The sequence below is a fragment of the Paenarthrobacter sp. NPDC090517 genome, assembly GCF_044769165.1.
Taxonomy (GTDB): Bacteria; Actinomycetota; Actinomycetes; order Actinomycetales; family Micrococcaceae; genus Arthrobacter.
Map to the genome: position 1 here is coordinate 1,159,047 of NZ_JBIVXN010000001.1, position 25,193 is coordinate 1,184,239.

Sequence of the window (25,193 nt, forward strand, 5' to 3'; positions counted from 1 at the left end):
CACTGGGAATAAACGCTGACCACGCCTTTTCGGCCACCCCTTGATCCCGGTTGAACAGCTACTTAGTGTGTGCAACATGGGTTCAACGCAGAGGATTTGATGAGTTCGAGGCCCGCGACGCCTTGCAGCAAGGCAACACCAGCGCCGGAAGGGAGCATGCACTGTGACCCAGGCAATCGTCGTCGAGGGTTTGCGCAAGAAATTCGGAGCCCGGGAAGTCCTCCATGGGCTCGACTTCGCGGTGGAACCCGGGACAGTGTTCGGCGTCATCGGGCCGAACGGAGCGGGCAAGACCACCACCATGCGCTGCCTTCTGGACATCATCAGGCCCAGCGCGGGGTCCATCTCGGTGCTGGGACAGGACCCACGCTCAGCCGGTACGGCGCTCCGCCGCAGGATCGGTTACCTTCCCGGCGAGCTACACCTGGAAAACAGGACTACGGGCCGTCGCGTGCTGGAGCACTTTGCAGCCATCAGCGGACCCGTAGAGCAACGGCACGTCAACGAACTCGCTGAGCGGCTGAACCTTGACCTCGATCGCCAAACCCGGAAGCTCTCCAAAGGCAACAAACAGAAGCTCGGACTGCTGCAGGCCTTCATGCACAAGCCGGAACTCCTGGTGCTCGACGAACCCACCAGCGGCCTGGATCCCTTGATCCAACAGGTGTTCCATTCGATGGTTCGTGAAGCCGTGGATGACGGCGCCACGGTCTTCCTTAGCTCGCATGTCCTCAGCGAAGTACAGCAGGCCGCCGACGCCGTCGCTATCCTCCGTGACGGGGAAATCGTCACCGTTTCCACCGTGGAGGCGCTCAGGACGGCAGCTGTCAGGCAGCTTCGGTTCAGTAGCACCGGAACGGAACCGCACGACGTCGGCGCGCTGCTGGCCAGGGTGCCCGGCATCGCCAGCGTGGCGGTACGGGAGCTTAAGTCCGACGGTCACGCCGCCGGAACAGTTGAGGCTACGGCAACTCTCTCCGGCGAGGTCCAGCCCTTGGTCCAGGAGTTGGCCAAGCTGAACCTGACGGATCTGGTCCTCGAGGAGCCCGATCTGGAGGAAGCCGTATTGACGCTCTACACGGGACAGTCTGTGGGGCATGGCGAGGCTTCCGGGCGCGCACAATCTCCAGCGAATGGTCACAGACCCGGCCGCCGCGCGGAAGGAGCACACCGTGCCTAGGGTCCTCCCGTTGTTTACCAAGGCCCTGACTGACTCGTGGCGTTCAACGTTGGCATGGGCTCTGGGCTTGTCGGCAGCGTGCATGCTCTACCTGCCGCTGTATCCCTCGATCGGAGGTAGTGCGCAGATGCAGGACCTGATCAACGCGCTTCCCCCTGAAATGACCAAAGCCCTGAACTACGATCAAATCGCTTCGGGCCCCGGCTACGCCCAGGCCACAATGTTCGGGCTGATCGGGTTCCTGCTGATGTCCATGGCCTCCATCGGCTGGGGCGCCGCGGCCGTGGGTGGCGACGAAGAATCCGGGTTGCTGGAACTGACACTCGCTCACAGCGTCACCCGCGTGCAGGTGGTCCTCGAGCGTGCACTGGCCATCGTGGTTCGTATCGCGCTTCTCTCAGCGCTGGTTTTCCTGCTGGTGCTGGGGCTGAACGGACCCTCGCAACTGAACATCGACGTCGGACATCTCGCCGGAGCGGTGCTGCTGTTCGCCGCCCTGGCCCTTCTCAGCGGAACAGCTGCGCTCTGCGCCGGAGCGCTGAGCGGCCGGAAAGTGTATGGGATCGCGGCGGGCGCCGCCGTAGCCGTCCTGGGGTATGTGTTCAACGCAGTGGGGCGGCAAAGTCCCGACGTCGAGTGGCTGCTTAACCTTTCGCCCTATCACTGGGCTTACGGCAACTCCCCTGTGGCAAACGGGGCCGATTGGGGAGCTGCCGCGGGACTGTATGGCATCTCCGCAGCCCTGATCGTGCTCGGAGCGGTGGCACTGCAGCAACGCGACGTGGGGGTTTAGTTCCAGACGTGTGGGGCGGGACGACGCGCTCCGGGAAGCGCATTGTTTTCGCGCCACTCGTGGATCCACTCAGGCAGTTCCAGGTCAGCCGGCGGTGCCCCGAACTCGGCAATGATTTCTTCCTGCGTGACAGGCTTACCCTTGTGGACCAGGCGGGTGGCGATGTGTGCCCGCGCATAGATTTCACCGTCCACCACCATGCGTTGTTCGAAGTAGATCGCTTTGGTGTCCAGCCCGATGATGCGGGTCTCGATGGTGTATTGCTGCCAGAGTTGCAGGGACTTGCGGAAAGCGATGGTCTCGCCGGCTGCCACCGGACTCCAACCCTGCTTGCGCATTCTTGCCCAGATGCCGCTGCGGACCATGAGGTCGAAACGGCCGAGGTCCATCAGCGAGAAATACATGCCGTTATTGACGTGCATCGCGATGTCGATGTCAGTAGGCAGAACCCGCAAAGGCAGCGTTGATTCTTCCCAGACACCGAGGGGCGAGCGCTTGGATGACGTGAAGAGCAGCATGAGGGTACGAAGAAGCAGATGCATGGCTCAAGGTTACCCGCCAGTAACTTCAGGGGGAATATGCAGACCACATCGCGGACCCGGCTCATAGCCCCAAAGACCGTTTATGTACAACGATTGCACTAACGTTTACCGCCGGTTCATGAAAGACGTGCACAATATCTGAAACTCATATTGACCGAACACCTAAGGGGGACCTTTTGAGCACGCTGCAGACCGCCAAGCCGCAAGGCGACGTTTGGCCGGAACTCTCCCGCCATCAGGATGTAGTCCTCCAGGATGCCCGCGGCAACCGCATCGAGGGAACCATCGATGGCATGACCAATGACCGCAGCACGCTGTGGATCCAGCTCAAGGGCGGCCTGGGCCGTCAACTGATTCACCACTTGGACGGCTACTGGCTGGAGACACCGGCCGCCTGAAGCTGTTGTGTACTTCCGCTGTGGCTAGTATTCCCGTATGACTCAAGCGCGATACAGGGACCTCGTTGAATGGCCCCTCATGGCCACGGCACTGATTTTCCTCACGGCTTACGCGTGGCAAGTCATCGGTCGCGTGAGTGGCCCCGAGGCAATCCCTTTCGAGGTTGTCCTATGGATCACGTGGGGAATTTTCGCTTTGGACTACTTCGTCAATCTTTGGCTTGCCGAAGACCGGATGCGCTGGTTCCTGTGGAACCTGCACGAACTCCTCATCGTTGTACTCCCCTTCTTCCGGCCACTCCGGTTGCTGCGGCTGGTCACGTTGCTCTCCGTCCTGCAGCGCACCGTCGGTGAAACCTTGCGCGGACGCGTCGCCACGTACGTAGCAGGAGCAGCCGCGATGCTTATCCTCATCGGAGCACTGGCCGTGCTGGATGTCGAACAGAATGCACCCGACGCCAAGATCGTCACCTTCGGGGATGCCGCGTGGTGGGCCATCACCACCATCACCACCGTGGGCTACGGCGACCTTTACCCGGTAACCCCCATCGGCAGGATCGTCGCTGCAGCCCTCATGATGAGCGGAATCGCCGTTCTGGGTATCGTGACAGCTTCCATCGCTTCCTGGCTCCTGCAACGAATCGAGGAGAACGCCGAGGGTGTAGCAGCGGCAGCGGAAGCCAAGGCCACCGCGGCCGAGGAACCCGTCCGCGCCGAGATGGCCGATCTGGTGACGGAGATCGCGGCCCTGCGGATGGAGATCGCGGAGCTCCGGCAAGCGAGTGAGCGCCGCTGACATTTCCCGGGGTTGTTCGGATACCCCGCCGCACTACGGACTGCCGGGCGAACAAGCGCGACGAACGACTTCTGATTAGCCGGCTGACCGGCTGACCACAGACTCTCCTCATGGGAAAATTGTGGGCTGTCGTGCTCGGAACTGGTGTCCTATTGGGCGTCGTCGTGTGTTATCTCAGCCAGGCTGTCCTCGGGTCAGCCGCTAGGCCGGATCCAGGTGTTGGCCTCAAGGATTGGCTCACAGTAATCTTGGCCGGCTTGGCTCTCATCGTTTCCTTGGCTGCACTGACCTTCAATTGGTTGAAGGCCAAGCAGGACACGTACCTTGCAATCCACGACAAACTTGCCCACCGGACCAGTTTGGGCGTGCCAGCTACATGGAAGAACTTTGACAACCTGAGCCGCGAAGCCAAGAACCTCTCGCGACAAAAGTAGATGCATCGGACTACACCCTTGGCATGACGGGCTGCCCGCTGAAGCCCCCAGAGTTGGGCGGGCCGTACCGCTACCACCAGCTTTGAACGCTCCGGTCATGTGACACGCCGTGGTTGCAGCGTGTCACCCGGCTTTCTGATTCAAAAGGGGTGGCAGCCGCACCGTTTGCCGTCTTCCTCCCCCCATTGGCTACGCCCGGTACCGGGTGTCGCCGCGACACGCCGGCGGGCACACGAAAAAATCCCCGGAACCTTGGTTCCGGGGATTTTCCTTGGGTGGCAGATGAGGGATTCGAACCCCCGTAGGCGTTGCCAGCTGATTTACAGTCAGCCCCCTTTGGCCGCTCGGGTAATCTGCCGAACTTCAAAAGAAGATCACTTCCGGAGACCGTTTCTTTTAGATCCGGTAACCGAAGGCAGAGACAACCTTACAGAACTTTCTGCGAAGAATCTAATCGGGCGCAGACACCCGGGATTTCGCGGTATTTCAGGCTTCCCCGAGGATCCGGCCGGCCAGTTTCGCTTCGAACTTTTCGGCTTGCTCGGCGGTGATCTGGTTGAGCTGCACGGCACGCAGCAAATCAGCATGGACTCCGTCCATCCGGGACGTAGCGTCGGGAACGGGGCTCAGGACGATCGACGCTGCCACGGCCGCGGCAGCCACGGCACTCGCTGCGGCAACTGCAGCCGTGCCAATAGAGCCTGCTGCTGCAGACGCGGATTTGCTGATGGACTGGACGGCCTTGCTGCTCATGCTGATCCTCCGTGGATGCGTTCTTCCAACTGGTACAACTCTCGACCAGCAGCCTCTGTTCCAGCCCTGCATGTGCTGTGAGCGAACTGTGAAAGAAGTCCACGGCCCCAACCCACGCCTTCCGTACTAGGCTGGATGCCAGACCAACCCGCCCTCACAGGGCCCCCAACCTAAGGAGAGTCATGGCAGGCGAATCCACATTCGACGTCGTAAGCAAGGTAGACAAGCAAGAGGTCGCCAACGCGCTCAACCAGTCCCAGAAGGAAATCGCGCAGCGATACGACTTCAAGGGCGTCGGCGCTGAGATTGATTTCAGCGGCGAAAAGATCCTCATGAAGGCCAACTCCGAGGACCGCGTCCTGGCTGTCCTGGACGTCTTCCAGTCCAAGCTCATCAAGCGCGGTATCTCACTGAAGTCCCTGGATCAGGGTGAGCCTTTCCCCTCCGGCAAGGAATTCCGCCTGGAGTGCACCATCAAGGAAGGCATTGCCCAGGACATCGCCAAGAAGATCAATAAGATCATCCGCGACGAAGCCCCGAAGTCGGTGAAGTCCCAGATCCAGGGCGACGAACTCCGCGTCACCTCCAAGTCCCGTGATGACCTGCAGGAGACCATGAACATCCTCAAGAAGTTCGAAGAGGCTGACCTGCAGTTCGTGAACTTCCGCAGCTAGCATCCGCTGACACGTCGCTGGCCCGCTGTTCCGTTGTTGAGCAACCACGGAACAGCGGACCAGCGACGTTTAAGGCGATTACAGCAGCGGGCGCCCGGCCATCCGCTCCAGTCGGGTGATCCGTTCCTTCATGGGTGGGTGCGTGGAGAACATGCGCCGCATGCTGCCGCCACGGAACGGGTTGGCGATCATCAGGTGTGAGGCATTGACCAACCTCTGATCCTGCGGGAGCGGCAGTTGGCTGACGCCGGACTCGATCTTTCGCAGGGCTGAGGCAAGCGCCAAGGGATCGCCGGTCAGTTCCGCACCGTCCTCATCGGCGTCGAACTCACGGGTACGGGAGATAGCCATCTGAATCAGTGACGCCGCGAAAGGCGCGAGCAGTGCCATCGCGATGGTAGCCAGCGGGTTGGCGTTGCGTCGGTCCCCGCTGCCAAAGATCAGCAACATTTGGCCCACGGAGGTGATGACGCCGGCCACCGCAGCAGCTACCGACGAGGTGAGGATGTCGCGGTTGTACACGTGCATCAGCTCATGCCCCAGTACTCCCCTGAGTTCGCGGGCGTCGAGCAGGTGGAGGATCCCTTCGGTGCAGCACACGGCAGCGTTCTTGGGATTGCGTCCGGTGGCGAAGGCATTGGGCGTCATGGTGGGCGAGAGGTAGATCCGCGGCATGGGCTTGTTGGCACGAGCGGACAGCTCTCGAACAATCTGGTAGAGCTGCGGCGCTTGAGCCTCGGTGACGGGGTAGGCGGCCATGGAACGGATGGCGATCTTGTCGCTGTTCCAATACCCGTAGGCCGTGGTGGCCACACCAATCACTGCCATGATCCAGATGGGCGTGGTGCTGCGCGTACCGGCCGCGATGATGGCGCCCAAACCCAACAACACCGCCCACAGCACACCGAAGAGCGCTGCGGTCTTGAGTCCATTGTTGTGTTTATGCACGGTTGTTCTTGTCGCTTTCCTCGGCTTTGCACGGGTTCTGTACGGATTAACGCCGACGCCGCTCGTCGTGTTCCGTTGTCAGCCTACGTGGGCGCCGGGCCGGCAGCGTCCGCTGGCAATGCGGGGCCGGCAGCGTCAGGGGACCGGATGCTTGGCGTCGTACGCGACGAATCCCGGCTGCATGCGCGAAGCGAACCAGGCAACAAGGATGCAGAGGAGCCCGCCCAGGAGAAGCACTCCGCCTTCGCTCAGGAACTGGGTGACACCGCCGGCAAGCATGTCCCCTACCCGGGGACCTCCGGCCACCACCACGATGAACACACCCTGGAGTCGCCCCCGCATATGGTCCGGGGTGGCTGATTGCAGGATGGTAGTGCGGAAAACGGCGCTGATCGAGTCCGAGATTCCGGCAAGGGCGCAACAGAAGGCTGCCGGGATCAGCCAGAGCGTGACACCGTCGCGGCCGGCATCCCCGGCCAGCAGCACCACCAGACCGAAGCCGGCAATGGACGCACCCCAACCAATCACCGACCACACCACGGCGCTGCCCTGCTTGCGCACCCGCCCCAAGGGCCCGGAGAACAACCCGGCCAGGAAAGCGCCCACGGCCGTCGAGGCAAGCAGCACGCCAACCGTGGTTTCGCCTCCGCCGATCATCACCGCACCAATGGCCGGCATCAGTGCGCGGGGCTGGGCGCAGATCATGGCAATGAGGTCGATGATGAAGGTCATGCGGACGTTGGGCCGCGTCCCGAGGAACCGGAAGCCCTCCACGACGGAGCGCAGCCCGGGCCGTACGGCATCCTTGGACGGCGGGAGGGGCGGCAGTTTAAAGAGCCCCCACAGTGCGAAAGTGAAGCTGATGACATCGATGGTGTAAGTCCAACCGAAGCCGATGGTTGCCACGAGCACGCCTGCCAGGAGTGGCCCGGCGGTCATGGACAGGCCGAACGTCAGCATGCTCAGGGCGTTGGCAGCCGGAAGCAGATCCTTGCGGACCAGGAGCGGGATGATCGCGCTGCGGGCGGGGCCATTGATGCCTTGGGCGCCGCTTTGGATGGCCACCAGTGCATAAAGGAGCCAGATGTTACCGATCTCCAGCCACGCCTGCAAGGCCAATCCGGCCGTGGTTATCCAGAGGACAAGTGAGGCAATGAGGGCAACTTTGCGGCGATCGTAGGCGTCCGAAACGGAACCCCCGTAGAGCCCGGCGATCACCAACGGAACCAGCGCAAAGATTCCCAGGAGGCCCACATAGAAGCTCTCCTGCGTGAGCCGATAGACCTCCAGGCTGACAGCCACCAAGGTCAACTGCGTGCCGATGGCAGCTACTGAGGCCCCCAGCCAGAGCCGCCGAAAAGCGGGACTCTCCTTCAGGGGAGTGATGTCTGCCAGTAGTTTCGCCACCGTCCTACCTTAACGAGCATTGCAGCAACCTCTGGCAACCCTCCCTGGCTGCGGGAACTGCTTGGTAGGCTCACCCGGGGGAAGGAGTTGACATGGGCTTGGAGCGACGTTTGCTGTACCGTTCGGGGTTTTGGGAAATCGCCCGGCCTCGCCATCCCTTCACGGCCGGCCACATCTTGATCAGGCTTTCCGATCCGTCCACCGAATTCGCGCAGGCTTCAGCGTCCGACTGGCTCTTCTGCCACAACCTGGTACGCGCCGCACTCCATGACGTACTGGGGGCAACCCGCTTCGCGGTGATGTTCGCCCACCGCTGGCACCCGCTCGGCTCCGCCATAGGCGAGCCCGTGGCCGAGTCCTCAACCCCCTCCTTCCACCTCTTCGGGCGTTGGGACGGAGAAACCACGACGCCGGGTGCTCAGCTTTCGTTGCCCGCCCACCATCGGGTCGGGGAGCCTGAGCACAACCTGGCAACTACCGACGCGGCAGTCCGTGAGGCGCTGCGGCTGAGCCGACCTGAGGCCTCCGTGAGTTCCGAACCCTGGGCGGGCGCCGCCGTCGAGCGCTCTTTTGAAGTCGAGCCCTTTTCTGACACTGGTCCGCTGGTGCGGACCGTGAAAACGGGACCCGTCCATACGTTGATCGAACCTGTCAGGACTGTGCCGAACGTTCGCGACATCCAGCCCGCGGAACTGCTGGCGATGGCTGCGGCTCTGGCCTCACTTCCCTTGAGCGGAGGTCTCAGTGGTTTCAGTTGCCTGGCATTGGAATCCGAGACAGGAGACACACCTCTGCGGGTCCATGCGCTGGGTCGATCCGCCGCTGAAGACGTGAATCCCATGGAGGATCTGTTCCGTTTACCAGAAGTTAGCCTTGCCTTATTGTGAACTGCTCAAAATAAGTGTTTCAATGAATGCATGACAGATCACACAGCCGAGCAGGCAGAATGGGCCGCCGCCCTGCATGCCCATGGCCGGCGTGTGACCAAACAGCGACTGGCCGTGCTTGCCGCAGTCCAGCACCATCCGCATTCTCCGGCAGAAGGCATTCTTGCCGCTGCCCGCAAAGAGCTTCCTGAACTGACGGCGCAGTCCGTTTACGTAGTGCTCAGCGACCTCACGGACCTGCAGATGCTGCGCCGCTTTGAACCCCCGCACTCCCCGGCGCTTTACGAAACCCGGGTGGGCGACAACCACCACCACGCCGTCTGTATCAGCTGCGGCAAGGTGGAGGACGTGGATTGCGCTGTGGGACACGCACCGTGCCTCACCCCGCACTGGGATGAGAATTCCAAGCCCATGACCATCCAGATCGCAGACGTCCTTTACCAGGGCATTTGCCAGGACTGCCAGTCCAAACAACAGCTTCCCGTAACTTCCGTAACTCAGAAATAAGAAAAAGGAGAACAATGACTGCCATTTCAACAACCCAGTCAGGTGCCCCCGTTACCTCCGACGCGCACTCGAAGTCCGTCGGCGCTGACGGTGCCATCATCCTCACCGACCACTACCTGGTGGAAAAGCTCGCTCAGTTCAACCGCGAGCGGGTCCCGGAGCGTGTAGTGCACGCCAAGGGTGGCGGCGCATTCGGTACGTTCAAGACCACCTCGGACGTTTCGGCTTACACCAAGGCAGCATTCCTGCAGCCGGGCGTTGAGACGGACATGCTGATCCGCTTCTCCTCCGTTGCAGGCGAGAACGGTTCTCCCGACACCTGGCGCGACCCCCGCGGTTTCGCCGTGAAGTTCTACACCTCCGAGGGCAACTACGACCTCGTTGGCAACAACACCCCCGTCTTCTTCATCCGCGACGGCATCAAGTTCCCGGACTTCATCCACTCCCAGAAGCGCCTCCCGGGCAGCCACCTGCGTGACGCTGACATGCAGTGGGACTTCTGGACCCTCTCCCCCGAGTCCGCACACCAGGTCACCTGGCTCATGGGCGACCGCGGCCTCCCGGCTTCCTGGCGTGAAATGCAGGGCTACGGCTCGCACACCTACCAGTGGATCAACGCCGCCGGCGAGCGTTTCTGGGTCAAGTACCACTTCAAGTCCAACCAGGGCGTCAAGACCATCACCGGCGACCAGGCTGAACAGCTTGCCGGCTCGGACGCGGACTTCTACATTCGCGACCTCCAGGAGAACATTGCCGACGGCAACTTCCCCTCCTGGGAACTGCACGTCCAGGTCATGCCTTACGAGGACGCCAAGACCTACCGTTTCAACCCGTTCGACCTCACCAAGGTTTGGCCGCACTCTGACTACCCGCTGATCCACGTGGGCACCATGGAGCTGAACAAGAACCCGGAGAACTACTTCGCGCAGATCGAGCAGGCCACCTTCGCGCCGTCGAACTTCGTACCGGGCATTGCCGCTTCCCCGGACAAGATGCTGCAGGCCCGCATCTTCTCCTACGCAGACGCACACCGCTACCGCGTGGGCACCAACCACGCACAGATCCCGGTGAACCAGCCCAAGAACCAGGTCAACAACTACAGCCAGGACGGACAGGGTCGTTTCCTGTTCAACTCCCCCTCCACCCCGGTATACGCACCGAACTCGGTGGGTGGCCCGGCTGCTGTTGAGCCGACTTCACCTGCCGGTGGCTGGGAGAACGACGGCGAGCTCACCCTCTCCGCCCACACCCTGCACGCTGAGGACGACGACTTCGGCCAGGCCGGTACCTTGTACCGCGAGGTCTACGATGACGCCGCAAAGGCCCGCCTCCTGGACACCATCACCGGTGCCGTCGGCGGCGTGAAGCACGCCGACATCAAGGAACGCGCCATCCAGTACTGGACCAACGTTGACTCCGAGCTCGGCGCCAAGCTCCGCGCCAACCTCGGTGCAGGCCAGACCGAGTCCGACGCCGAAGCAGCCAACAAGCTCTAAGCGTCTCTGCTCTACTGCATTTCCAGGAACACCCCGTTGCGGATCTTCTCCGCGGCGGGGTGTTCCTTTTGTTTTCCACATAGCTCGCGTTGGCTATGGCTGGGCGGGTAATGCCGTCCCTAGGATCCTTCTATGAGCACATTCGAAGGCATCCCTACTGCCGCATTCCGTTTCTACGCCGAGCTTGAAGAGAACAACAACCGCGAGTGGTGGCTGGAGCATAAAACAACGTACGACGCCGAGGTGAAGGAACCGCTGACAGCCCTCCTTTCGGAGCTGGAGCCGAAGTTCGGGCCGGCAAAGATCTTCCGGCCCAACCGGGACATCAGGTTCTCCCAGGACAAGTCACCGTACAAGACAGCCCAAGGCGCCTTCGCTGCCAGCCAGGAAGGCGTCGGCTACTATCTCCAGATCAGTGCCGATGGTCTGCTGATCGGCGGCGGCTACCACTCCCACACGCCTGCCCAACTGGCACGTTTCCGGGCAGCAGTGGATGCTCCCGACAGTGGATTGGCGCTAGCGGAAATCGTCGATGCGGTGGCAGCGGCAGGCTTCGCGATTGAGGGCGAAAAACTCAAGACCGTTCCACGGGGTTTCGACAAAGACCATCCACGTGCCGAATTGCTCAAGCACAAGTCCTTGTCCGCCAGCGTTGAGGTGGGTCAGCCGGAGTGGTTGTCCACTCCCACAGCCCGGGACGAGATCGCCGACCGTTGGGAAGTGCTGAGGCCGCTGGTGGAGTGGGTCGGTGAGCATGCGGCGCCGTAACGCGGGAACGCCCGGAAACCGATGGTCTCCGGGCGTCCCGTACTTCAATATCGCTCAGCTGTCCGACAAGCTGCTCACATTGGTCTAAACCTTGGTGTAGCTGTCCTCGTCCTCGTCGCCCTTGGTCTGGCGGCTTTCGGCGGCACCATTGACGGAGGCCTTGGCTGCGGCGAATTTCTCATTCAGCCGCGAGTGGCGTTGGCCGTAGGCGAAGTAGATGGCCATGCCGATGACCAGCCAGATCGCGAAGAAGATCCAGGTTTCCACGGCCAGGTTGGTCATGAGGTAGAAGCAGAGGACTGCGGAGACCCACGGCAGAACCTTCCCGAACGGGACCCGGAAGGCTGGCTTGAGGTCAGGCCGCTTCTTGCGCAATACCAGGATGCCAAGGCTCACCATCACGAACGCGGACAGCGTTCCGATGTTGATCATTTCCTCGAGCAGGTCCACCTTGGTTACGCCTGCAACCAGGGCTACGGCCGCACCACAGATGATCTGCAACCGGGCCGGCGTCGAGCGCTTTTCGCTCGTCTTGGACAGCGAGCGGGGCAGGAGGCCGTCGCGACTCATGGCCAGGACCACGCGGGACAGGCCCATGAGCAGCACCATAATCACGGTGGTCAGGCCAACCAGGGAACCGAACGCGATGATCTTGGCGGCGTCAGTGTTGCCCACCGCCTCGAAAGCTGTGGTGAGCGTGGGGTTCTTTACCTCGGCCAACTGCGTGTAGGACACCATGCCGGTCAGTGCGAGGGAGACCAGGATGTAGAGCAGCGTCACCACTGCAAGGCCGCCGAAGATACCGCGGGGAAGGGTCTTCTGCGGGTTCTTGACCTCTTCGGCGGAGGTTGCCACCACGTCAAAGCCGATGAAGGCGAAGAACACCAGGGCTGCGCCGGCGAAGACGCCGAGTGTTCCGTACTGGGCCGGAGCAGCGCCAGTGAGGAATCCGAAGAAGGACTGCTTCATGACGTCGGCAACACCGGAATCGGTGGGCTCAGAGGCAGGAATGAAGGGGGTGTAGTTGGAGAACTTCACGTAGCTGAAGCCAACAACGATCACGAACAGCACCACGGCGATCTTGATCAGCGTGAAGACGTTGCCAACGCGGGCGGACAGCTTTGTCCCCAGCACCAGCAAGACGGTGAAGATCGCGACAATGAGGAAGGCGCCCCAGTAAAGATCAACACCAGCCACCTGGATTGACGGGGGCATTTCCACGCCCATCAGGCCGAAGACCGTGCTGAGGTAAATGCCCCAGTACTTTGCGATCACGGCTGCGGCGGTGAAGAGTTCAAGGATGAGGTTCCAGCCAATGATCCACGCGAGGACTTCGCCCATAGTGGCGTACGTGAAGACGTAGGCGGAGCCTGCCACGGGGATTGCTGTAGCGAATTCCGCGTAGCACATGATGGCCAAGGCACACGTGACAGCGGCGATGGCGAAGGAAATTGTGACGGCAGGGCCGGCAAAGTTTGCGGCAGCCTTGGCTCCAACGGAGAAGATCCCGGCGCCGACAGCAACGGCGACGCCCATGATCATCAAGTCCCAGGTGCTGAGGCTGCGCTTCAGCTTCCGCCCGGGCTCGTCGGCATCGGCGATCGACTGCTCGATCGACTTGGTCCTGAAAATGTTCATGAAAATGCCACATTCTGGATGGGAGTGGTATAGGACTCATCAAGAATAGTGTCCGGCCCTTGGACGACCATATTTATCCCAGATAGTGAGACGAACCACGAAACGCCGTGACGGCTGTGGCTGGTGTGACGAGGGCGCGTAGCCCCCGTCACACCAGCCATGGGCCCCTAAACGCTTGGAACATCCCAGTCCATGAGGGTGGAACGGATCAGGAATCGTTTGCCCTCAGGTGATTCCACTGAGAATCCACTACCGCGACCCGGGACCACATCGACTGTGAGGTGCGTGTGGGACCAGTAGTTGAACTGCTCCTTGGACATCCAAAACTCCAAGGGCTGCGGTTCTCCTCCGCTTCCGATATCGAAGCGGCCCAGTAGGACATCGGAGTCGCCGGTCAGGAACTCCCCCGCGGGATAGCACATGGGTGCAGAGCCGTCGCAGCAACCACCGGATTGGTGGAACATGAGTGGCCCGTGCTGGTCCCAGAGTTTGCGAAGGAGTTCCACGGACACCGCGGTGAGCGCCACCCGGGAGAAATCCTCCCCGGGCAGCGTCACCGCAGCTTCCACGCTGGCGTCGTTCATCAGAACTTCAGGACCACTCGGCCATCGATCTTGGCGTGCTTCATCTCGTCAAAGACCGCGTTGACCTCGGAGAGTTCCCGGGTGGAGACCGTTGGCTTGATCTTCCCTTGGGCGTAGAAGTCCAGAGCTTCCTCGAGGTCCTGCCGCGTTCCCACAATCGAGCCGCGGACCGTGAGGCCCTTGAGGACGATCTCGAAGATCGGCGCCGGGAAGTCTCCCGGCGGCAAACCATTGAACACGATGGTTCCGCCGCGACGTGCCATTCCGATGGCTTGCCCGAAAGCCGAGGGATGGACCGCGGTCACCAGGACACCATGGCAACCCCCTGTTTCACGCTGTATAACCTCCGCCGGATCTTCATGCATTGCGTTGACCGTTAGCTCGGCGCCGTGCTCCCGGGCCAACGCCAACTTGTCATCGGCAATATCCACTGCCGCGACGCGAAGCCCCATGGCCACCGCGTACTGGACCGCGATGTGCCCCAGTCCCCCGATGCCGGAGATGGTGACCCACTGACCGGGCTTGGCCTCGGTCATCTTCAGTCCCTTGTAGACGGTGACCCCGGCACACAGAACCGGAGCCACTTCCACCGGGTCCGAGCCTTCCGGGATGCGGGCAGCAAAGCGCGTGTCCACCAGCATGTACTCGCCGAACGAGCCGTCCACGCTGTAACCACCGTTCTGCTGGGACTCGCACAGGGTTTCCCAGCCGGTGCGGCAGTACTGGCAGTCTCCGCAGGCGGACCACAGCCACGCGTTTCCTACGAGGTCGCCCACGGCAACGTCCGTGACACCCTCGCCCAGAGCCACGACTTCACCCACGCCTTCATGCCCTGGAATGAACGGTGGTGTCGGCTTGACCGGCCAGTCGCCTTCGGCGGCGTGGAGGTCGGTATGACATACCCCCGACGTGATGAGGCGGACCAGCGCCTGGCCGGGACCCGGCGTCGGCCTTTCCACTTCCTTGACCGTAAGGTCGGTTCCGAATTCGGTAACTACTGCAGCTTGCATGGTTGTGGACATTGACGATCTCCTTTGATCGATGAACAGGACGGGTTTAGAAGAAGCCGAGCTTGTTCTCGTTGTAGCTGACCAGGAGGTTCTTGGTCTGCTGGTAGTGGTCCAGCATCATGGCGTGGTTCTCACGGCCAATACCTGAGGACTTGTAGCCACCGAAGGCGGCACCTGCCGGGTAGGCGTGGTAGTTGTTGACCCACACGCGGCCGGCCTGGATTTCCCGGCCTGCGCGGTAGGCAACGTTTCCGTTGCGCGACCATACTCCGGCACCCAAACCGTAAAGGGTGTCGTTGGCGATGCCGATGGCGTCGTTGTAGTCGCTGAACTTGGTCACGGACACGACAGGGCCGAAGATCTCTTCCTGGAAGATCCGCATCCGGTTGTGGCCTTCGAAAATGGTGGGCTGGACGTAGTAGCCGCCCGCGAGGTCACCGGAAAGCTCAGCCCTGGCGCCGCCCGTGAGGACCTTGGCGCCTTCCTGCTTTCCGATGTCGAGGTAGGACAGGATCTTCTCCAGCTGATCGTTCGAGGCCTGGGCGCCAACCTGGGTGTCGGTATCCAGCGGGTTTCCCTGAATAATCTTGTTGGTCCGGGCAACGACGTCCGTCATGAAGGAGTCGTAGATACCTTCCTGGACCAGGGCGCGGGACGGGCAGGTGCACACCTCGCCTTGGTTGAAGGCAAAGAGCGTGAAGCCTTCCTGGGCCTTGTCGTAGAAAGCATCGTTCTGCGCGGCGACGTCGTCGAAGAAGATGTTCGGGCTCTTGCCACCCAGTTCGAGGGTGACCGGAATGAGGTTGTTGGATGCGTACTGGCTGATGAGGCGGCCGGTGGTGGTTTCACCCGTGAAGGCGATCTTGCGGATCCGGGAGCTTGAAGCGAGGGGCTTTCCGGCCTCAACACCGAAACCGTTGACGACGTTCACCACACCTGCCGGCAGGAGGTCTCCAATGAGTTCCATGAGGACCAGGATGGACGTGGGCGTCTGCTCGGCGGGCTTGAGCACCACGGCATTGCCCGCTGCGAGTGCCGGTGCCAGCTTCCACACGGCCATGAGGATGGGGAAGTTCCAGGGGATGATTTGACCGACAACGCCCAGTGGCTCTTTGAAGTGGTAGGCGGTGGTGTCCTCATCCAGCTGGGAGAGGTGGCCTTCCTGGGCCCGGACAGCGGAGGCGAAGTAGCGGAAGTGGTCGGCTGCCAACGGGATGTCGGCATTGAGGGTTTCGCGGACAGGCTTGCCGTTGTCCCAGGTTTCCGCGACCGCGAGGAGCTCCACGTTCTCGTCGATGCGGTCGGCAATCTTGTTCAGGATGGCTGCGCGTTCCGTGGCGGACGTCTTGCCCCAGGAGGGTGCAACCTTGTGGGCGGCGTCCAGCGCCAGCTCGATGTCCTCGGAAGTGCCGCGGGCAACTTCGCAGAAGGCCTTGCCCGTGACGGGGGTAATGTTCTCGAAGTAGGCGCCCTTGACCGGGGCAACCCATTCGCCGCCGATCCAATTCTCGTAGCGGTCCTTGAAGGTGACCTTGGAACCCTCGGCACCTGGCTGTGCATAAACGGTCATTGCTAGCTCCTTTGCTGCGAATCACGGTGGCTGTCGCCATTGATCCGAGCTTAGGAGCGGGGAGGTTGCAGCTACGTTGCAACCGTGTGAGTCAGCTCACGCTTTGAGTTCCGTTTCGATCCGCTCAAGGTCAGCGACGACGGCGGCCCGCTTGGGTGAGCGCGGCGGCAGCAGCTTCAGGACGGCAAGGCGGAGGTCGACGTCGTACTTCGCCTCGGGCAGTTCAGCGTACTTGAGGAGCGAATCGACGCTGCCGTCGCTCAGCAGCGCCTCGCGCAGCAGGTGCGAGACCCGTTCGCGCAACTGCACGACGCCGGGCGCCTCCGAGCGTGGCAAGAGCCCACCTTTGTAGATTTCCAGGGCGATGCGGTGGGCGCCGCGCTGGAGGCAACTGAGGACCTGGCCAGAGTCGGGCAACAGCTCAACCGGCAGGCGGTAAGGACGGGATTCGGGGACCGCCTCCGGGCTGAGTTCCTGCATGACTTTGCGGAGCCGCACCATTTCCGCGCGAAGTGTCACGGCAGAACCATCCCCGGGATACAGCTGGGTGCACAGGTCTTCGGCACTGAGCCCTGCGGGGTGGTTGCTCAGGATGGCCAGGATCTCGCTGTGCCTGGCAGACAAGGAAACCGTCCGCCCGTTAATGCTGAGCAAGGCTTGGTCACGCCCCAACAGTTGGAGGCTGTTCCGGTAGAGCGCGTGGCCGGACGCAGCAGACGCGCTTCGGCGTCGAGGTTTGTCCTTGACTGCGGCGGCGAGCGTCAGTCGTTCAATGCGGAGCTGAGCCTGAGCGGCGGCAACGGTAGCCTCCACCAACGAAAGGGTATGCGCGGCGACAGCGGTTTCAGTGCCAGTGATATCCACAACGCCCAGTACTGCGCCGGAATCGGGGTCGTGGAAGGGAACCGCCGTACAGCTCCATGGATGGACCGATCGCTTAAAGTGTTCCGCCCCGGAAATTTGGATGCTGCGGTCCAAGGCCAGCGCAGTCCCGGGTGCGCTGGTGCCAACAGAGGCCTCGGACCAGTCCGCACCGGCCACGAACATCATGCCCTCGGCGCGGCGCTGCATCACGGGATCGCCATCCACCCACAGGAGCCGCCCGACGTCGTCACCCACTGCCACCAACAGGCCGCTGTCATGACTAGGCTGAACCAGGAGCTTCTTGATCACCGGCATGATCGTCGCCAAGGGGTGCTGCCTGCGATACTCCTCAAGCTCATCGCGGTCCATTGCGAGGGGAGCCTCCGCGACGTCCGGGTTGGCCTGCAGTGTTGCCGAACGTTGCCAGGATTCACGCACCAGACGGCGCAATCCCACGATGTCCTCAGGCATCCCGAGACGCAAAGAGTCCAGACGCTCGTGGCCCGTCAGGGCACGCTTCTGCAACAGCTCCGCGGCATCGCTGCCTGGAACCGGCGGATGAACTGGATTCCTCATCGAACTCCCTGGTAGTCCGCAATGACAGTGCGCTGCACATGTGGTGGGCGGGACAGTACCGTGAAGTCTAGTTCGGGTGGAGACGAATGTCAGCCGCGGGAGATCCGGATCATTTCCTCGCGCGGAACAACCTTGATGCGCTCGCGGACCACACCGTTACCTTCACCGGCAGTCCACTCAGCACCCAACGCGGCTTCGTGGGCATCAAGCCTGTTCCAGCCCTCCCACGTGGTGTATTCGACGCCGCGCTCCTCAAGGAGGTCGATGATGGCTTGGGGATCCGGGTTCTCCGCCGGGGGCAGGTTGAGCCTGTCTTCGAGGAGGAAGCCGATGGTCTCCAGGGCATCACCCTTGGTATGCCCGATCAACCCCACCGGTCCGCGCTTGATCCAGCCCGTGGCGTAGATTCCCGGCACGGGCTTGCCGTCGGCATCCAGGACGCGACCGCCGTCGTTCGGTATGACGCCGCGGCGGGCATCGTACTCAAGTTCCTCCAAGGGGGAACCGTGGTAACCGATGGCGCGGTAGACGGACTGAACGGGGTATTCGATGAACTCGCCGGTGCCCTTGACGTTGCCGGTTCCGTCCAACTGCATGCGCTCAAACTTGATGGCGGAGACTTTTCCGGGCGTTTCGGGCGAATCCAGAATTTCCACCGGGCTGTGCAGGAAGTGCAGGTGCAGGCGCCGCGACGACGGCTGCTCCGATTCTGCGTGCTCCTCCACCAGCCAGTTAGTCATGGTGTTCACCATGGTCTTGATCTGGTTGTTCGTCCTGATGGCTTCATCCGAAGCCTCGTCGAACTCGAAGTCCTCCGGGTACAGGACGATGTCCACGTCCTTGCAGTGGGACAACTCCCGCAACTCCAACGGCGTGAACTTCACCTGGGCGGGGCCACGGCGGCCGAAGACGTGAACGTCGGTGACCGGCGACTTCTTGAGCCCCGCGTAGACGTTGTCCGGGATCTCCGTGACCAGGAGTTCCTCGGGATGCTTGACCAGCATGCGGGCCACATCCAGTGCCACGTTGCCGTTGCCGATCACGGCGATTTCCTTGGCATCCAAGGGCCAGTCCCGGGGGACGTCGGGGTGTCCGTCATACCAGGAAACGAAGTCTGCCCCACCGAAGGAGCCCTCCAGCTCGACGCCGGGGATCCTCAAGTCGGCGTCTTTAATGGCACCCGTGGAGAAGATCACGGCGTCGTAGAACGCTCGGAAATCGTGGAGAGTGAGGTCCTTGCCGTAGGTCACGTTGCCGAGGAAGCGGATATCGCCGCGGTCCAATACCTTGTGCAGCGCGTTCACGATGCCCTTGATTCGCGGGTGATCAGGCGCCACGCCGTAGCGGATAAGGCCGTACGGTGCCGGATATGCCTCGAAGAGATCGATACTGACCTCCACATGCCCGTCTTTGACCTCGTTCGATTTCGTCAGGATGTCCGCGGCGTACACGCCTGCGGGTCCTGCACCAACGATCGCAACGCGAAGCGGACGATTGGGGGTTGTTGCGGCTGAGTTGGACACCGTTACCCTTCCGAAGCAGTGAGCCACGCCGTTGTTGGGGCGCGCAGATTCCAATTCTAGATGTCGACCCTACGCCGAACCGCTTATATGGCAGGAGTCACAGAATTTACTAAAGATTGCGGAATATTGCGCATGCCGGTGGTGTTGCCGACAATGTGTCGACTCCGGAACAGATAGCTGCCAGCTCCCCCTCCTCAAACCAGCCAACGACGACGACCGTCGGGAGCGGCGGCAGAGGTACCGGCGGTTCCGCTAAATCTGGCAGCAAGCCTGTGCGGAGCGAGTCGACGGCGGGAATCCTGTTCGGTATCGGCGCTTACGGACTGTGGGGCCTGCTTCCGCTGTACTTCTTCGTCCTCATGCCGGCCAGTGCAATCGAGATCGTGGCCAACCGGATTGTTTGGTCCTTGCTCTTCTGTGCACTGCTCATCACCATCACGCGGGCCTGGAAGACATTCTGGGCGGCGGTGAAGGACAGCAGCGTTTTCGGTCCTTTGGCCCTGGCGGCAGTTCTGATTGCCATCAACTGGCTCACCTACACATTCGGCGTCACCACGGGCCATGCCGTTGAGACATCTTTGGGCTACTTCATCAACCCGCTGGTCTCGGTTTTGCTCGGCGTTTTCGTCCTCAAAGAAAAGCTGCGTCCCCTGCAGTGGGCAGCTGTGGGCATCGGCTTCGTGGCTGTGGGCGTCCTGACATTCTCCTACGGACAGCTCCCGTGGATTGCCCTGATCCTGGCCTTCAGCTTCGGGCTTTACGGCTTCGTGAAGAAGCGCGTCGGCCCCAAGGTTGACGCCCTCACGAGCCTCAGCGTGGAAACGGTGGTGCTGGCTCCCTTTGCAGCCATCACCATGGTTGTCCTCGCGGTAACCGGCGTTGAAACTCTCACTACGCTGGGGGCGGGCCACTTCTGGCTGCTGGTGGCTTCCGGCGTTATCACTGCGGTTCCTTTGCTGTTCTTCGGCGCCTCAGCTCGCCGACTTCCCATGACCACCATCGGCCTACTGCAGTACTTCGCGCCGGTCCTTCAGTTCATCGTGGCCCTGACCGTGTTCAACGAGACCATGACCACTGCCCGCTGGATCGGTTTCTGCGTGGTGTGGTTGGCGCTGGTGTTGCTGACAATCGACATGCTTCGGACCGCCCGGAAGAATTCGGTGCTGAAAAAGCAGGCTCGGCTGGCAGCTGCTGGCTCGTAGGCCCCTCATTCCTGCCCTGTCCGGTACTCCCCGCGTTGTAAGCCGGGGCTGCCGAACAACAGCGAGCCTCGGCGCGTAGCTCGAGCAGCCGTGCGTTGCAACGCCGGTTAGCTCCAGCGAACCCGGCGCTTTCCCGCGAACTCGAGCTCGGCGGCGCACCGCTTAAACGCAGGAGGAGGGCCGGGTACAAACCGGCCCTCCCCCAGAACAAGCGAGAAAGTCTTACGCGTGAGCCTTGATGGCTGCTGCGAGGACCTCGAGGCCGTCGATGAGCAGTTCGTCGCTGATGACCAGCGGCGGGAGCAGACGGATCACATTGCCGTAGGTGCCACAGGTCAGGATGATGACGCCTTCCTTGAGGCAAGCGGCAGCAACAGCCTTGGTGAGCTCAGCGTTCGGCTCCTTGGAACCGGGCTGGACGAGCTCGATAGCCAGCATGGCGCCGCGGCCGCGGATGTCGCCAACCACGGAACCCCCGCCTGCGGAAAGCTCAGATGCCAGTTCGCGGAGCTTGCCCAGGGCGAGCTCTTCGATGTGGCGTGCTCGGCCGTTGAGGTCGTGCTGTTCCATGGTGTCGATGGCTGCGAGTGCTGCTGCGCAAGCAACCGGGTTGCCACCGTAGGTGCCACCGAGGCCGCCCGGGTGGACGGCGTCGAGCAGGTCTGCGCGCCCGGTGATGGCGGACAGCGGGAGGCCGCCGGCGATGCCCTTGGCCATGGTGATGATGTCCGGGACAACACCTTCGTGGTCAACGGCGAACCATTCGCCCGTGCGGCAGAAACCGGACTGGACCTCGTCAGCGATGAAGACGATGCCCTTTTCCTTGGCCCAGGCGGACAGCGCCGGCAGGAAACCTTCGGCGGGAACGATGAAGCCGCCCTCGCCCTGGATGGGCTCGATGATGATCGCGGCAACCTGGTCGCCGCCGATCTGCTTCTCGATCATGGTGATGGCGCGCTTGGCGGCCTCGGCACCGGTGATCTCCGGGTTCTCTTCACGGAACGGGTAGCTCATGGGCATGCGGTAGACCTCGGGCGCGAACGGGCCGAAGTTGGTCTTGTACGGCATGGCCTTGGCAGTCAGTGCCATGGTCAGGTTGGTGCGGCCGTGGTAGGCGTGGTCGAAAGCTACTACGGCATCGCGGCCGGTAGCCAGGCGTGCAACCTTGACGGCGTTTTCCACGGCTTCAGCGCCGGAGTTGAACAGGACCGTGCGCTTGGCGTGGTCGCCCGGGGTGAGGCGGTTGAGCTGCTCGGCAACTGCAACATAGCCCTCGTACGGGGTCACCATGAAGCAGGTGTGCGTGAAGTGAGCAGCAGCTTCCTGGACAGCGGCGACGACGGCGGGATCGGACGCGCCGACGCTGGTCACGGCGATGCCGGAGCCGAGGTCGATGAAGGAGTTGCCGTCCACGTCGCGGATGATGCCGCCGTCGGCGTCTTCAACGTAAACGGGCACGCCGGAGGCTACGCCGGCAGCAACGACGGCGGAGCGGCGCTCAGCCAGTGCCTGCGACTTGGGGCCGGGGAAGGCGCCGTTGATGTTGCGCTTCTGCTCGATGCGGTACGAGAGTTCGTTCGCGGTGGTGGTCATGAGGTGGTTGCCTTTCTGGGAAGCTGGGTTACGCGTCGAGTGCAGACATCACGTGCTTGATGCGCGTGTAGTCCTCAACGCCGTACATGGAGAGGTCCTTGCCGTAGCCGGACTGCTTGAAGCCGCCGTGCGGCATTTCAGCCGTCAGGAGGATGTGGGTGTTGATCCAAACCGCGCCGAAGTCCAGGTCGCGGCTCATGCGCATGGCCGTGCCGTGGTCGGTAGTCCAGACGCTGGAAGCCAGGGCGTATTCGACGTCGTTGGCCAGTTCGAGCGCTTCTTCTTCGGTGCTGAACTTCTGGACGGTGATGACCGGGCCGAAGGTTTCCTTCTGCACGATGTCGTCAGTCTGCTTGGCGCCGGAGATGATGGTGGGCTCGAAGAAGAAGCCCTTCTCGCCTGCGCGGTGGCCACCGGTTTCGATCTTGCAGTTGGCCGGGAGGTTCTCCACCACGGAGGTCACGGCGTTAAAGTGGTTCACGTTGTTGAGCGGGCCGAAGTAGTTGTCTTCGTCGTTCTGCGAACCCGTGTGCAGGGTCTTGGTGTGCTCCACCATTGCTGCCACGACGTCGTCGTGGACTGAGTCCTCCACCAACACGCGGGTGATGGCCGTGCAGTCCTGGCCTGCGTTGAAGAACGCGAACTCGGCGATGGCCGCGGCGCTCTTCTTGATGTCGGCATCCTTGAAGACGATGGCCGGAGCCTTGCCGCCAAGTTCCAGGTGGGCCCGCTTGAGGCCCTTGGCTGCGCCGCTTGCCACAGCAATGCCGGCACGGACGGAGCCCGTGATGGACACCAGGCCGGGGACCTTGTGGTCAACCATCATGGCGCCGGTTTCGCCGGTGCCCAGGACAACGTTGAGGACACCGGCCGGGAAGATCTCGCCGGCCAGGCGTGCCAGCACCAAGGTTGACTCAGGAGTGGTGTCGGAAGGCTTCAGGACAATTGTGTTGCCTGCGGCCAGGGCGGGGCCGATCTTCCAGATGGCCATGAGGAACGGGTAGTTCCACGGAGCAACCTGGGCTACGACGCCGATCGGTTCGCGGCGCACGTAGGAGGTGTGGCCCTCGAAGTATTCGCCCGCGGACTTGCCTTCCATGATGCGCGCTGCACCGGCGAAGAAGCGGAGCTGGTCGGCACCTGCAGCAACTTCCTCGGAGGCGATCAGGGAACGGACCTGTCCGGTGTTGCGGTGCTGGGCTTCCACAAGCTCATCGCTGTTGGCCTCGATGGCGTCGGCGAGCTTGAGGAGCATCAACTGGCGCTGGCCGGGGGTGGCCTTCTTCCACGACTTGAAGGCCTGGTTGGCCGCGGTCATGGCGGCATCCACATCGGCCTGGACCGAAATGGGCGACTTGGCAACGATTTCCCCGGTGGCGGGGTTCACGATGTCCAGGAGACCCGTACCTGCCGGCGTAACGAATTCGCCGTTGATGAAGTTCTGCAAGGTTTGAACCACGGTGTGCAACCCTCTTTCGGAGTCTGGGCATGGGTTTAGCTGATCAGAGCCTATGCCAGGGAGGGTGCCCAAGGAATAGCCAGCTGCACACATAACAACCCCCCACTTAGTGCGCTTGACCAGTGCCGGGTTACGCTTTAAAGCATGGCAATGTCCCTCGCTTCGCTCGTCGCTGTCCCCTCCCTGAAACTCCGCCAAGCCGGCCTCGCCGAAACCACGTGGAACCAGGACATCAGCTGGGTTGCCGTGACGGAACTGGAAGATCCCCAGCGCTTCCTTAGCGGCGGCGAATTGGTCCTCACCACCGGCTTGCGCCTCAAGAGCGCCGCTGACCAGCGGCGCTTCGTCCGCCAGGCTCAACGCGCCGGCGCCGTGGGGATCGGTTTTGGCATCGGCCTCACCCACGAGTCCGTTCCGGAAGCACTCATCGCGGAAGCCAACCGGTGGGGTTTGCCCCTGGTGGAAGTCCCCTACGAGATCCCCTTCATCGCTATCGGCAAGCTCGTGGCGGAATCACACTCTGCCGACCATTACTCCAACCTGGAACGGCTCCTCGCCGGACACCAGATCCTTGCTCGCTCACTCCTCACCGGTGGCGGCCTGAACGAACTTCTCAAGCAATTGGGCAGCATGCTCCGCACCGATGTGGTGCTCACCCAGTTCAGCGCGCAGCTCTACAACAGTGTGGCGGGGAAACCGGCCCCGACGGCGGATGGCTGGGCTTCGTATCCGATTCCCACCGGCCGTAGGGACGCCTGCACGCTCTGGCTGCGGCAACCGTTCGTCGACTCCGGAATCGTCAGTTACGCGCAGAACCTCATCAGCGTGGAGCTCAACAACATGGTCAAGCAGCGCCAGGCCCAGCGCGCCATGGCGGGCCAGGTGCTGGACGACGTCATCCACGGCACCCTTGAGAGCATCGAGGCCGCACGGCGCCTGGCGGGCGTGGGCATCAACAGCACCCGAAAGAACGTTGTGCTCGTGGCAGAGTCCACGGCACACCACAAACAACTGATCAGCATTTCGCTGCCCCAAGCGCTGGAAGCCGGCGTGAGCGCCGTCGTCGGGAAGGACCTGGTCACCGTCATCAGCGACGACGGCAGCTCGGCCACCGCTTTGGCCAAGAGCCTCAGTGATCACCTGCAGGAAGCAGGAATCCACGCCGTCATTGGTATCGGCGGCGCCTACACGAAGCCGAACGGCTTGCGTTGGAGCTACTTCGAAGCGCGCGACGCCGTGGCACACGGCTTGCCGGTCAATGAGCCCGAGCGCCTGAGCCTGACTTCCCTGCTGCTTGCCAGCGAGGATGTTCCGTTGGCGGATATGGCCAGCGAGTCCCTCACGCCGCTGCGGAAGTTCGACGCCGCCCACGGGGCCGAACTGGTGGCCACCCTGGAGAGCTACCTGAATCACAACGGGTCAGTGGCGGCCGTGGCCGAAGCCCTTACCCTGCATCGCAATACGGTGCGTTACCGCCTGGCTCAGATCACAGAGCTGACGGGCTACGACCCCTCGCAAACGCAGGACCGCGTGCAGTTGTGGTTGGCCTTGGCGGTCCAGCGCTTGGGGTCGCGCAACCCTCGCTAGGCCT

General features: G+C 62.3%; 24 protein-coding genes and 1 tRNA gene. 12 read left to right on the top strand and 13 right to left on the bottom strand.

Annotation, left to right across the window (positions count from 1 at the left end; all coding sequences use genetic code 11):
* Positions 1–163: 163 nt before the first annotated feature.
* Together ACIQTW_RS05390 and ACIQTW_RS05395 are read left to right on the top strand one after the other, a co-directional pair.
* Positions 164–1,180 (top strand): ABC transporter ATP-binding protein, encoded by a 1,017-nt coding sequence (locus tag ACIQTW_RS05390; protein WP_402934468.1) that lies wholly within the window; start codon positions 164–166, stop codon positions 1,178–1,180.
* A complete protein-coding gene (locus tag ACIQTW_RS05395; RefSeq protein WP_402934470.1) occupies positions 1,173–1,973 on the top strand; it encodes an ABC transporter permease subunit in 801 nt (266 codons plus the stop codon). The genes ACIQTW_RS05390 and ACIQTW_RS05395 overlap by 8 nt, the downstream gene beginning before the upstream one ends.
* Here ACIQTW_RS05395 and ACIQTW_RS05400 read toward each other — a convergent pair.
* A complete protein-coding gene (locus ACIQTW_RS05400) occupies positions 1,970–2,515 on the bottom strand; it encodes an acyl-CoA thioesterase (RefSeq protein WP_402934473.1) in 546 nt (181 codons plus the stop codon). The genes ACIQTW_RS05395 and ACIQTW_RS05400 overlap by 4 nt on opposite strands.
* A gap of 176 nt (positions 2,516–2,691) precedes the next feature.
* On the opposite strand from ACIQTW_RS05400, the gene ACIQTW_RS05405 reads away from it, so the two are divergent.
* The 3 genes from ACIQTW_RS05405 (at position 2,692) to ACIQTW_RS05415 (ending at position 4,143) form a co-directional block, all read left to right on the top strand.
* The gene (locus tag ACIQTW_RS05405; protein WP_309074045.1) at positions 2,692–2,913 is read left to right on the top strand and encodes a hypothetical protein; all 222 of its coding nucleotides are present in this window, start codon (positions 2,692–2,694) and stop codon (positions 2,911–2,913) included.
* A 37-nt stretch (positions 2,914–2,950) separates the two neighbouring features.
* Entirely contained in the window at positions 2,951–3,709 is a 759-nt protein-coding gene (locus ACIQTW_RS05410) for a potassium channel family protein (RefSeq protein ID WP_402934476.1), read from the top strand.
* Positions 3,710–3,819: 110 nt separating this feature from the next.
* Positions 3,820–4,143, top strand: coding sequence for a hypothetical protein (locus ACIQTW_RS05415; protein ID WP_402934479.1), 324 nt, complete (start codon positions 3,820–3,822; stop codon positions 4,141–4,143).
* 276 nt (positions 4,144–4,419) lie between these two features.
* On the opposite strand, the gene ACIQTW_RS05420 is transcribed toward ACIQTW_RS05415, so the two are convergent.
* Positions 4,420–4,501: transfer RNA gene (locus ACIQTW_RS05420), tRNA-Tyr, on the bottom strand.
* A 128-nt stretch (positions 4,502–4,629) separates the two neighbouring features.
* Positions 4,630–4,896: a hypothetical protein gene (locus ACIQTW_RS05425; protein WP_144648679.1), complete on the bottom strand. Its 267-nt coding sequence runs from the start codon at positions 4,894–4,896 to the stop codon at positions 4,630–4,632.
* A 182-nt stretch (positions 4,897–5,078) separates the two neighbouring features.
* Between ACIQTW_RS05425 and ACIQTW_RS05430 the strand changes: the two genes are divergently transcribed.
* The gene (locus ACIQTW_RS05430; protein WP_017200185.1) at positions 5,079–5,570 is read left to right on the top strand and encodes a YajQ family cyclic di-GMP-binding protein; all 492 of its coding nucleotides are present in this window, start codon (positions 5,079–5,081) and stop codon (positions 5,568–5,570) included.
* Between the two features lie 78 nt (positions 5,571–5,648).
* Here the strand turns inward: ACIQTW_RS05430 and htpX are convergent, their stop codons facing one another.
* Both htpX and ACIQTW_RS05440 read right to left on the bottom strand, forming a co-directional pair.
* A complete protein-coding gene (gene htpX, locus ACIQTW_RS05435; protein WP_402934483.1) occupies positions 5,649–6,518 on the bottom strand; it encodes a zinc metalloprotease HtpX in 870 nt (289 codons plus the stop codon).
* 135 nt (positions 6,519–6,653) lie between these two features.
* Positions 6,654–7,925 (bottom strand): MFS transporter, encoded by a 1,272-nt coding sequence (locus tag ACIQTW_RS05440; RefSeq protein ID WP_402934485.1) that lies wholly within the window; start codon positions 7,923–7,925, stop codon positions 6,654–6,656.
* A 92-nt stretch (positions 7,926–8,017) separates the two neighbouring features.
* Between ACIQTW_RS05440 and ACIQTW_RS05445 the strand changes: the two genes are divergently transcribed.
* From ACIQTW_RS05445 to ACIQTW_RS05460, 4 genes are all read left to right on the top strand, one after another.
* A complete protein-coding gene (locus tag ACIQTW_RS05445) occupies positions 8,018–8,812 on the top strand; it encodes a hypothetical protein (RefSeq protein ID WP_402934488.1) in 795 nt (264 codons plus the stop codon).
* Positions 8,813–8,842: 30 nt separating this feature from the next.
* Positions 8,843–9,319 (top strand): Fur family transcriptional regulator, encoded by a 477-nt coding sequence (locus tag ACIQTW_RS05450; RefSeq protein WP_017199873.1) that lies wholly within the window; start codon positions 8,843–8,845, stop codon positions 9,317–9,319.
* A gap of 14 nt (positions 9,320–9,333) precedes the next feature.
* Positions 9,334–10,815, top strand: a complete 1,482-nt coding sequence (locus ACIQTW_RS05455) for a catalase (protein ID WP_309074041.1) — start codon at positions 9,334–9,336, stop codon at positions 10,813–10,815.
* 132 nt (positions 10,816–10,947) lie between these two features.
* Positions 10,948–11,583, top strand: a complete 636-nt coding sequence (locus ACIQTW_RS05460; protein WP_402934492.1) for a DUF2461 domain-containing protein — start codon at positions 10,948–10,950, stop codon at positions 11,581–11,583.
* An 84-nt stretch (positions 11,584–11,667) separates the two neighbouring features.
* Here the strand turns inward: ACIQTW_RS05460 and ACIQTW_RS05465 are convergent, their stop codons facing one another.
* The 6 genes from ACIQTW_RS05465 to ACIQTW_RS05490 form a co-directional block, all read right to left on the bottom strand.
* Positions 11,668–13,221 (bottom strand): APC family permease, encoded by a 1,554-nt coding sequence (locus ACIQTW_RS05465; protein WP_402934495.1) that lies wholly within the window; start codon positions 13,219–13,221, stop codon positions 11,668–11,670.
* 167 nt (positions 13,222–13,388) lie between these two features.
* Positions 13,389–13,805, bottom strand: coding sequence for a DUF779 domain-containing protein (locus ACIQTW_RS05470; protein ID WP_402934497.1), 417 nt, complete (start codon positions 13,803–13,805; stop codon positions 13,389–13,391).
* Positions 13,805–14,827: an alcohol dehydrogenase AdhP gene (gene adhP, locus ACIQTW_RS05475; RefSeq protein WP_402934500.1), complete on the bottom strand. Its 1,023-nt coding sequence runs from the start codon at positions 14,825–14,827 to the stop codon at positions 13,805–13,807. Before adhP ends, ACIQTW_RS05470 begins: the two co-directional genes overlap by 1 nt.
* A gap of 34 nt (positions 14,828–14,861) precedes the next feature.
* Positions 14,862–16,385, bottom strand: a complete 1,524-nt coding sequence (locus ACIQTW_RS05480) for an aldehyde dehydrogenase family protein (protein ID WP_402934502.1) — start codon at positions 16,383–16,385, stop codon at positions 14,862–14,864.
* A gap of 96 nt (positions 16,386–16,481) precedes the next feature.
* Positions 16,482–17,825, bottom strand: a complete 1,344-nt coding sequence (locus ACIQTW_RS05485) for a GAF domain-containing protein (RefSeq protein ID WP_402934505.1) — start codon at positions 17,823–17,825, stop codon at positions 16,482–16,484.
* 89 nt (positions 17,826–17,914) lie between these two features.
* Positions 17,915–19,348: an FAD-dependent oxidoreductase gene (locus tag ACIQTW_RS05490; RefSeq protein WP_402934508.1), complete on the bottom strand. Its 1,434-nt coding sequence runs from the start codon at positions 19,346–19,348 to the stop codon at positions 17,915–17,917.
* A 116-nt stretch (positions 19,349–19,464) separates the two neighbouring features.
* Between ACIQTW_RS05490 and rarD the strand changes: the two genes are divergently transcribed.
* Positions 19,465–20,550, top strand: coding sequence for an EamA family transporter RarD (rarD, locus tag ACIQTW_RS05495; RefSeq protein ID WP_402934511.1), 1,086 nt, complete (start codon positions 19,465–19,467; stop codon positions 20,548–20,550).
* 222 nt (positions 20,551–20,772) lie between these two features.
* Here the strand turns inward: rarD and gabT are convergent, their stop codons facing one another.
* Both gabT and ACIQTW_RS05505 read right to left on the bottom strand, forming a co-directional pair.
* Positions 20,773–22,143: a 4-aminobutyrate--2-oxoglutarate transaminase gene (gene gabT, locus ACIQTW_RS05500; RefSeq protein ID WP_402934514.1), complete on the bottom strand. Its 1,371-nt coding sequence runs from the start codon at positions 22,141–22,143 to the stop codon at positions 20,773–20,775.
* Between the two features lie 28 nt (positions 22,144–22,171).
* Positions 22,172–23,602, bottom strand: coding sequence for a gamma-aminobutyraldehyde dehydrogenase (locus ACIQTW_RS05505; protein WP_402934517.1), 1,431 nt, complete (start codon positions 23,600–23,602; stop codon positions 22,172–22,174).
* A 144-nt stretch (positions 23,603–23,746) separates the two neighbouring features.
* Here ACIQTW_RS05505 and ACIQTW_RS05510 point away from each other — a divergent pair, with 144 nt between their 5' ends.
* A complete protein-coding gene (locus tag ACIQTW_RS05510; protein ID WP_026005258.1) occupies positions 23,747–25,189 on the top strand; it encodes a PucR family transcriptional regulator in 1,443 nt (480 codons plus the stop codon).
* Positions 25,190–25,193: the final 4 nt, after the last annotated feature.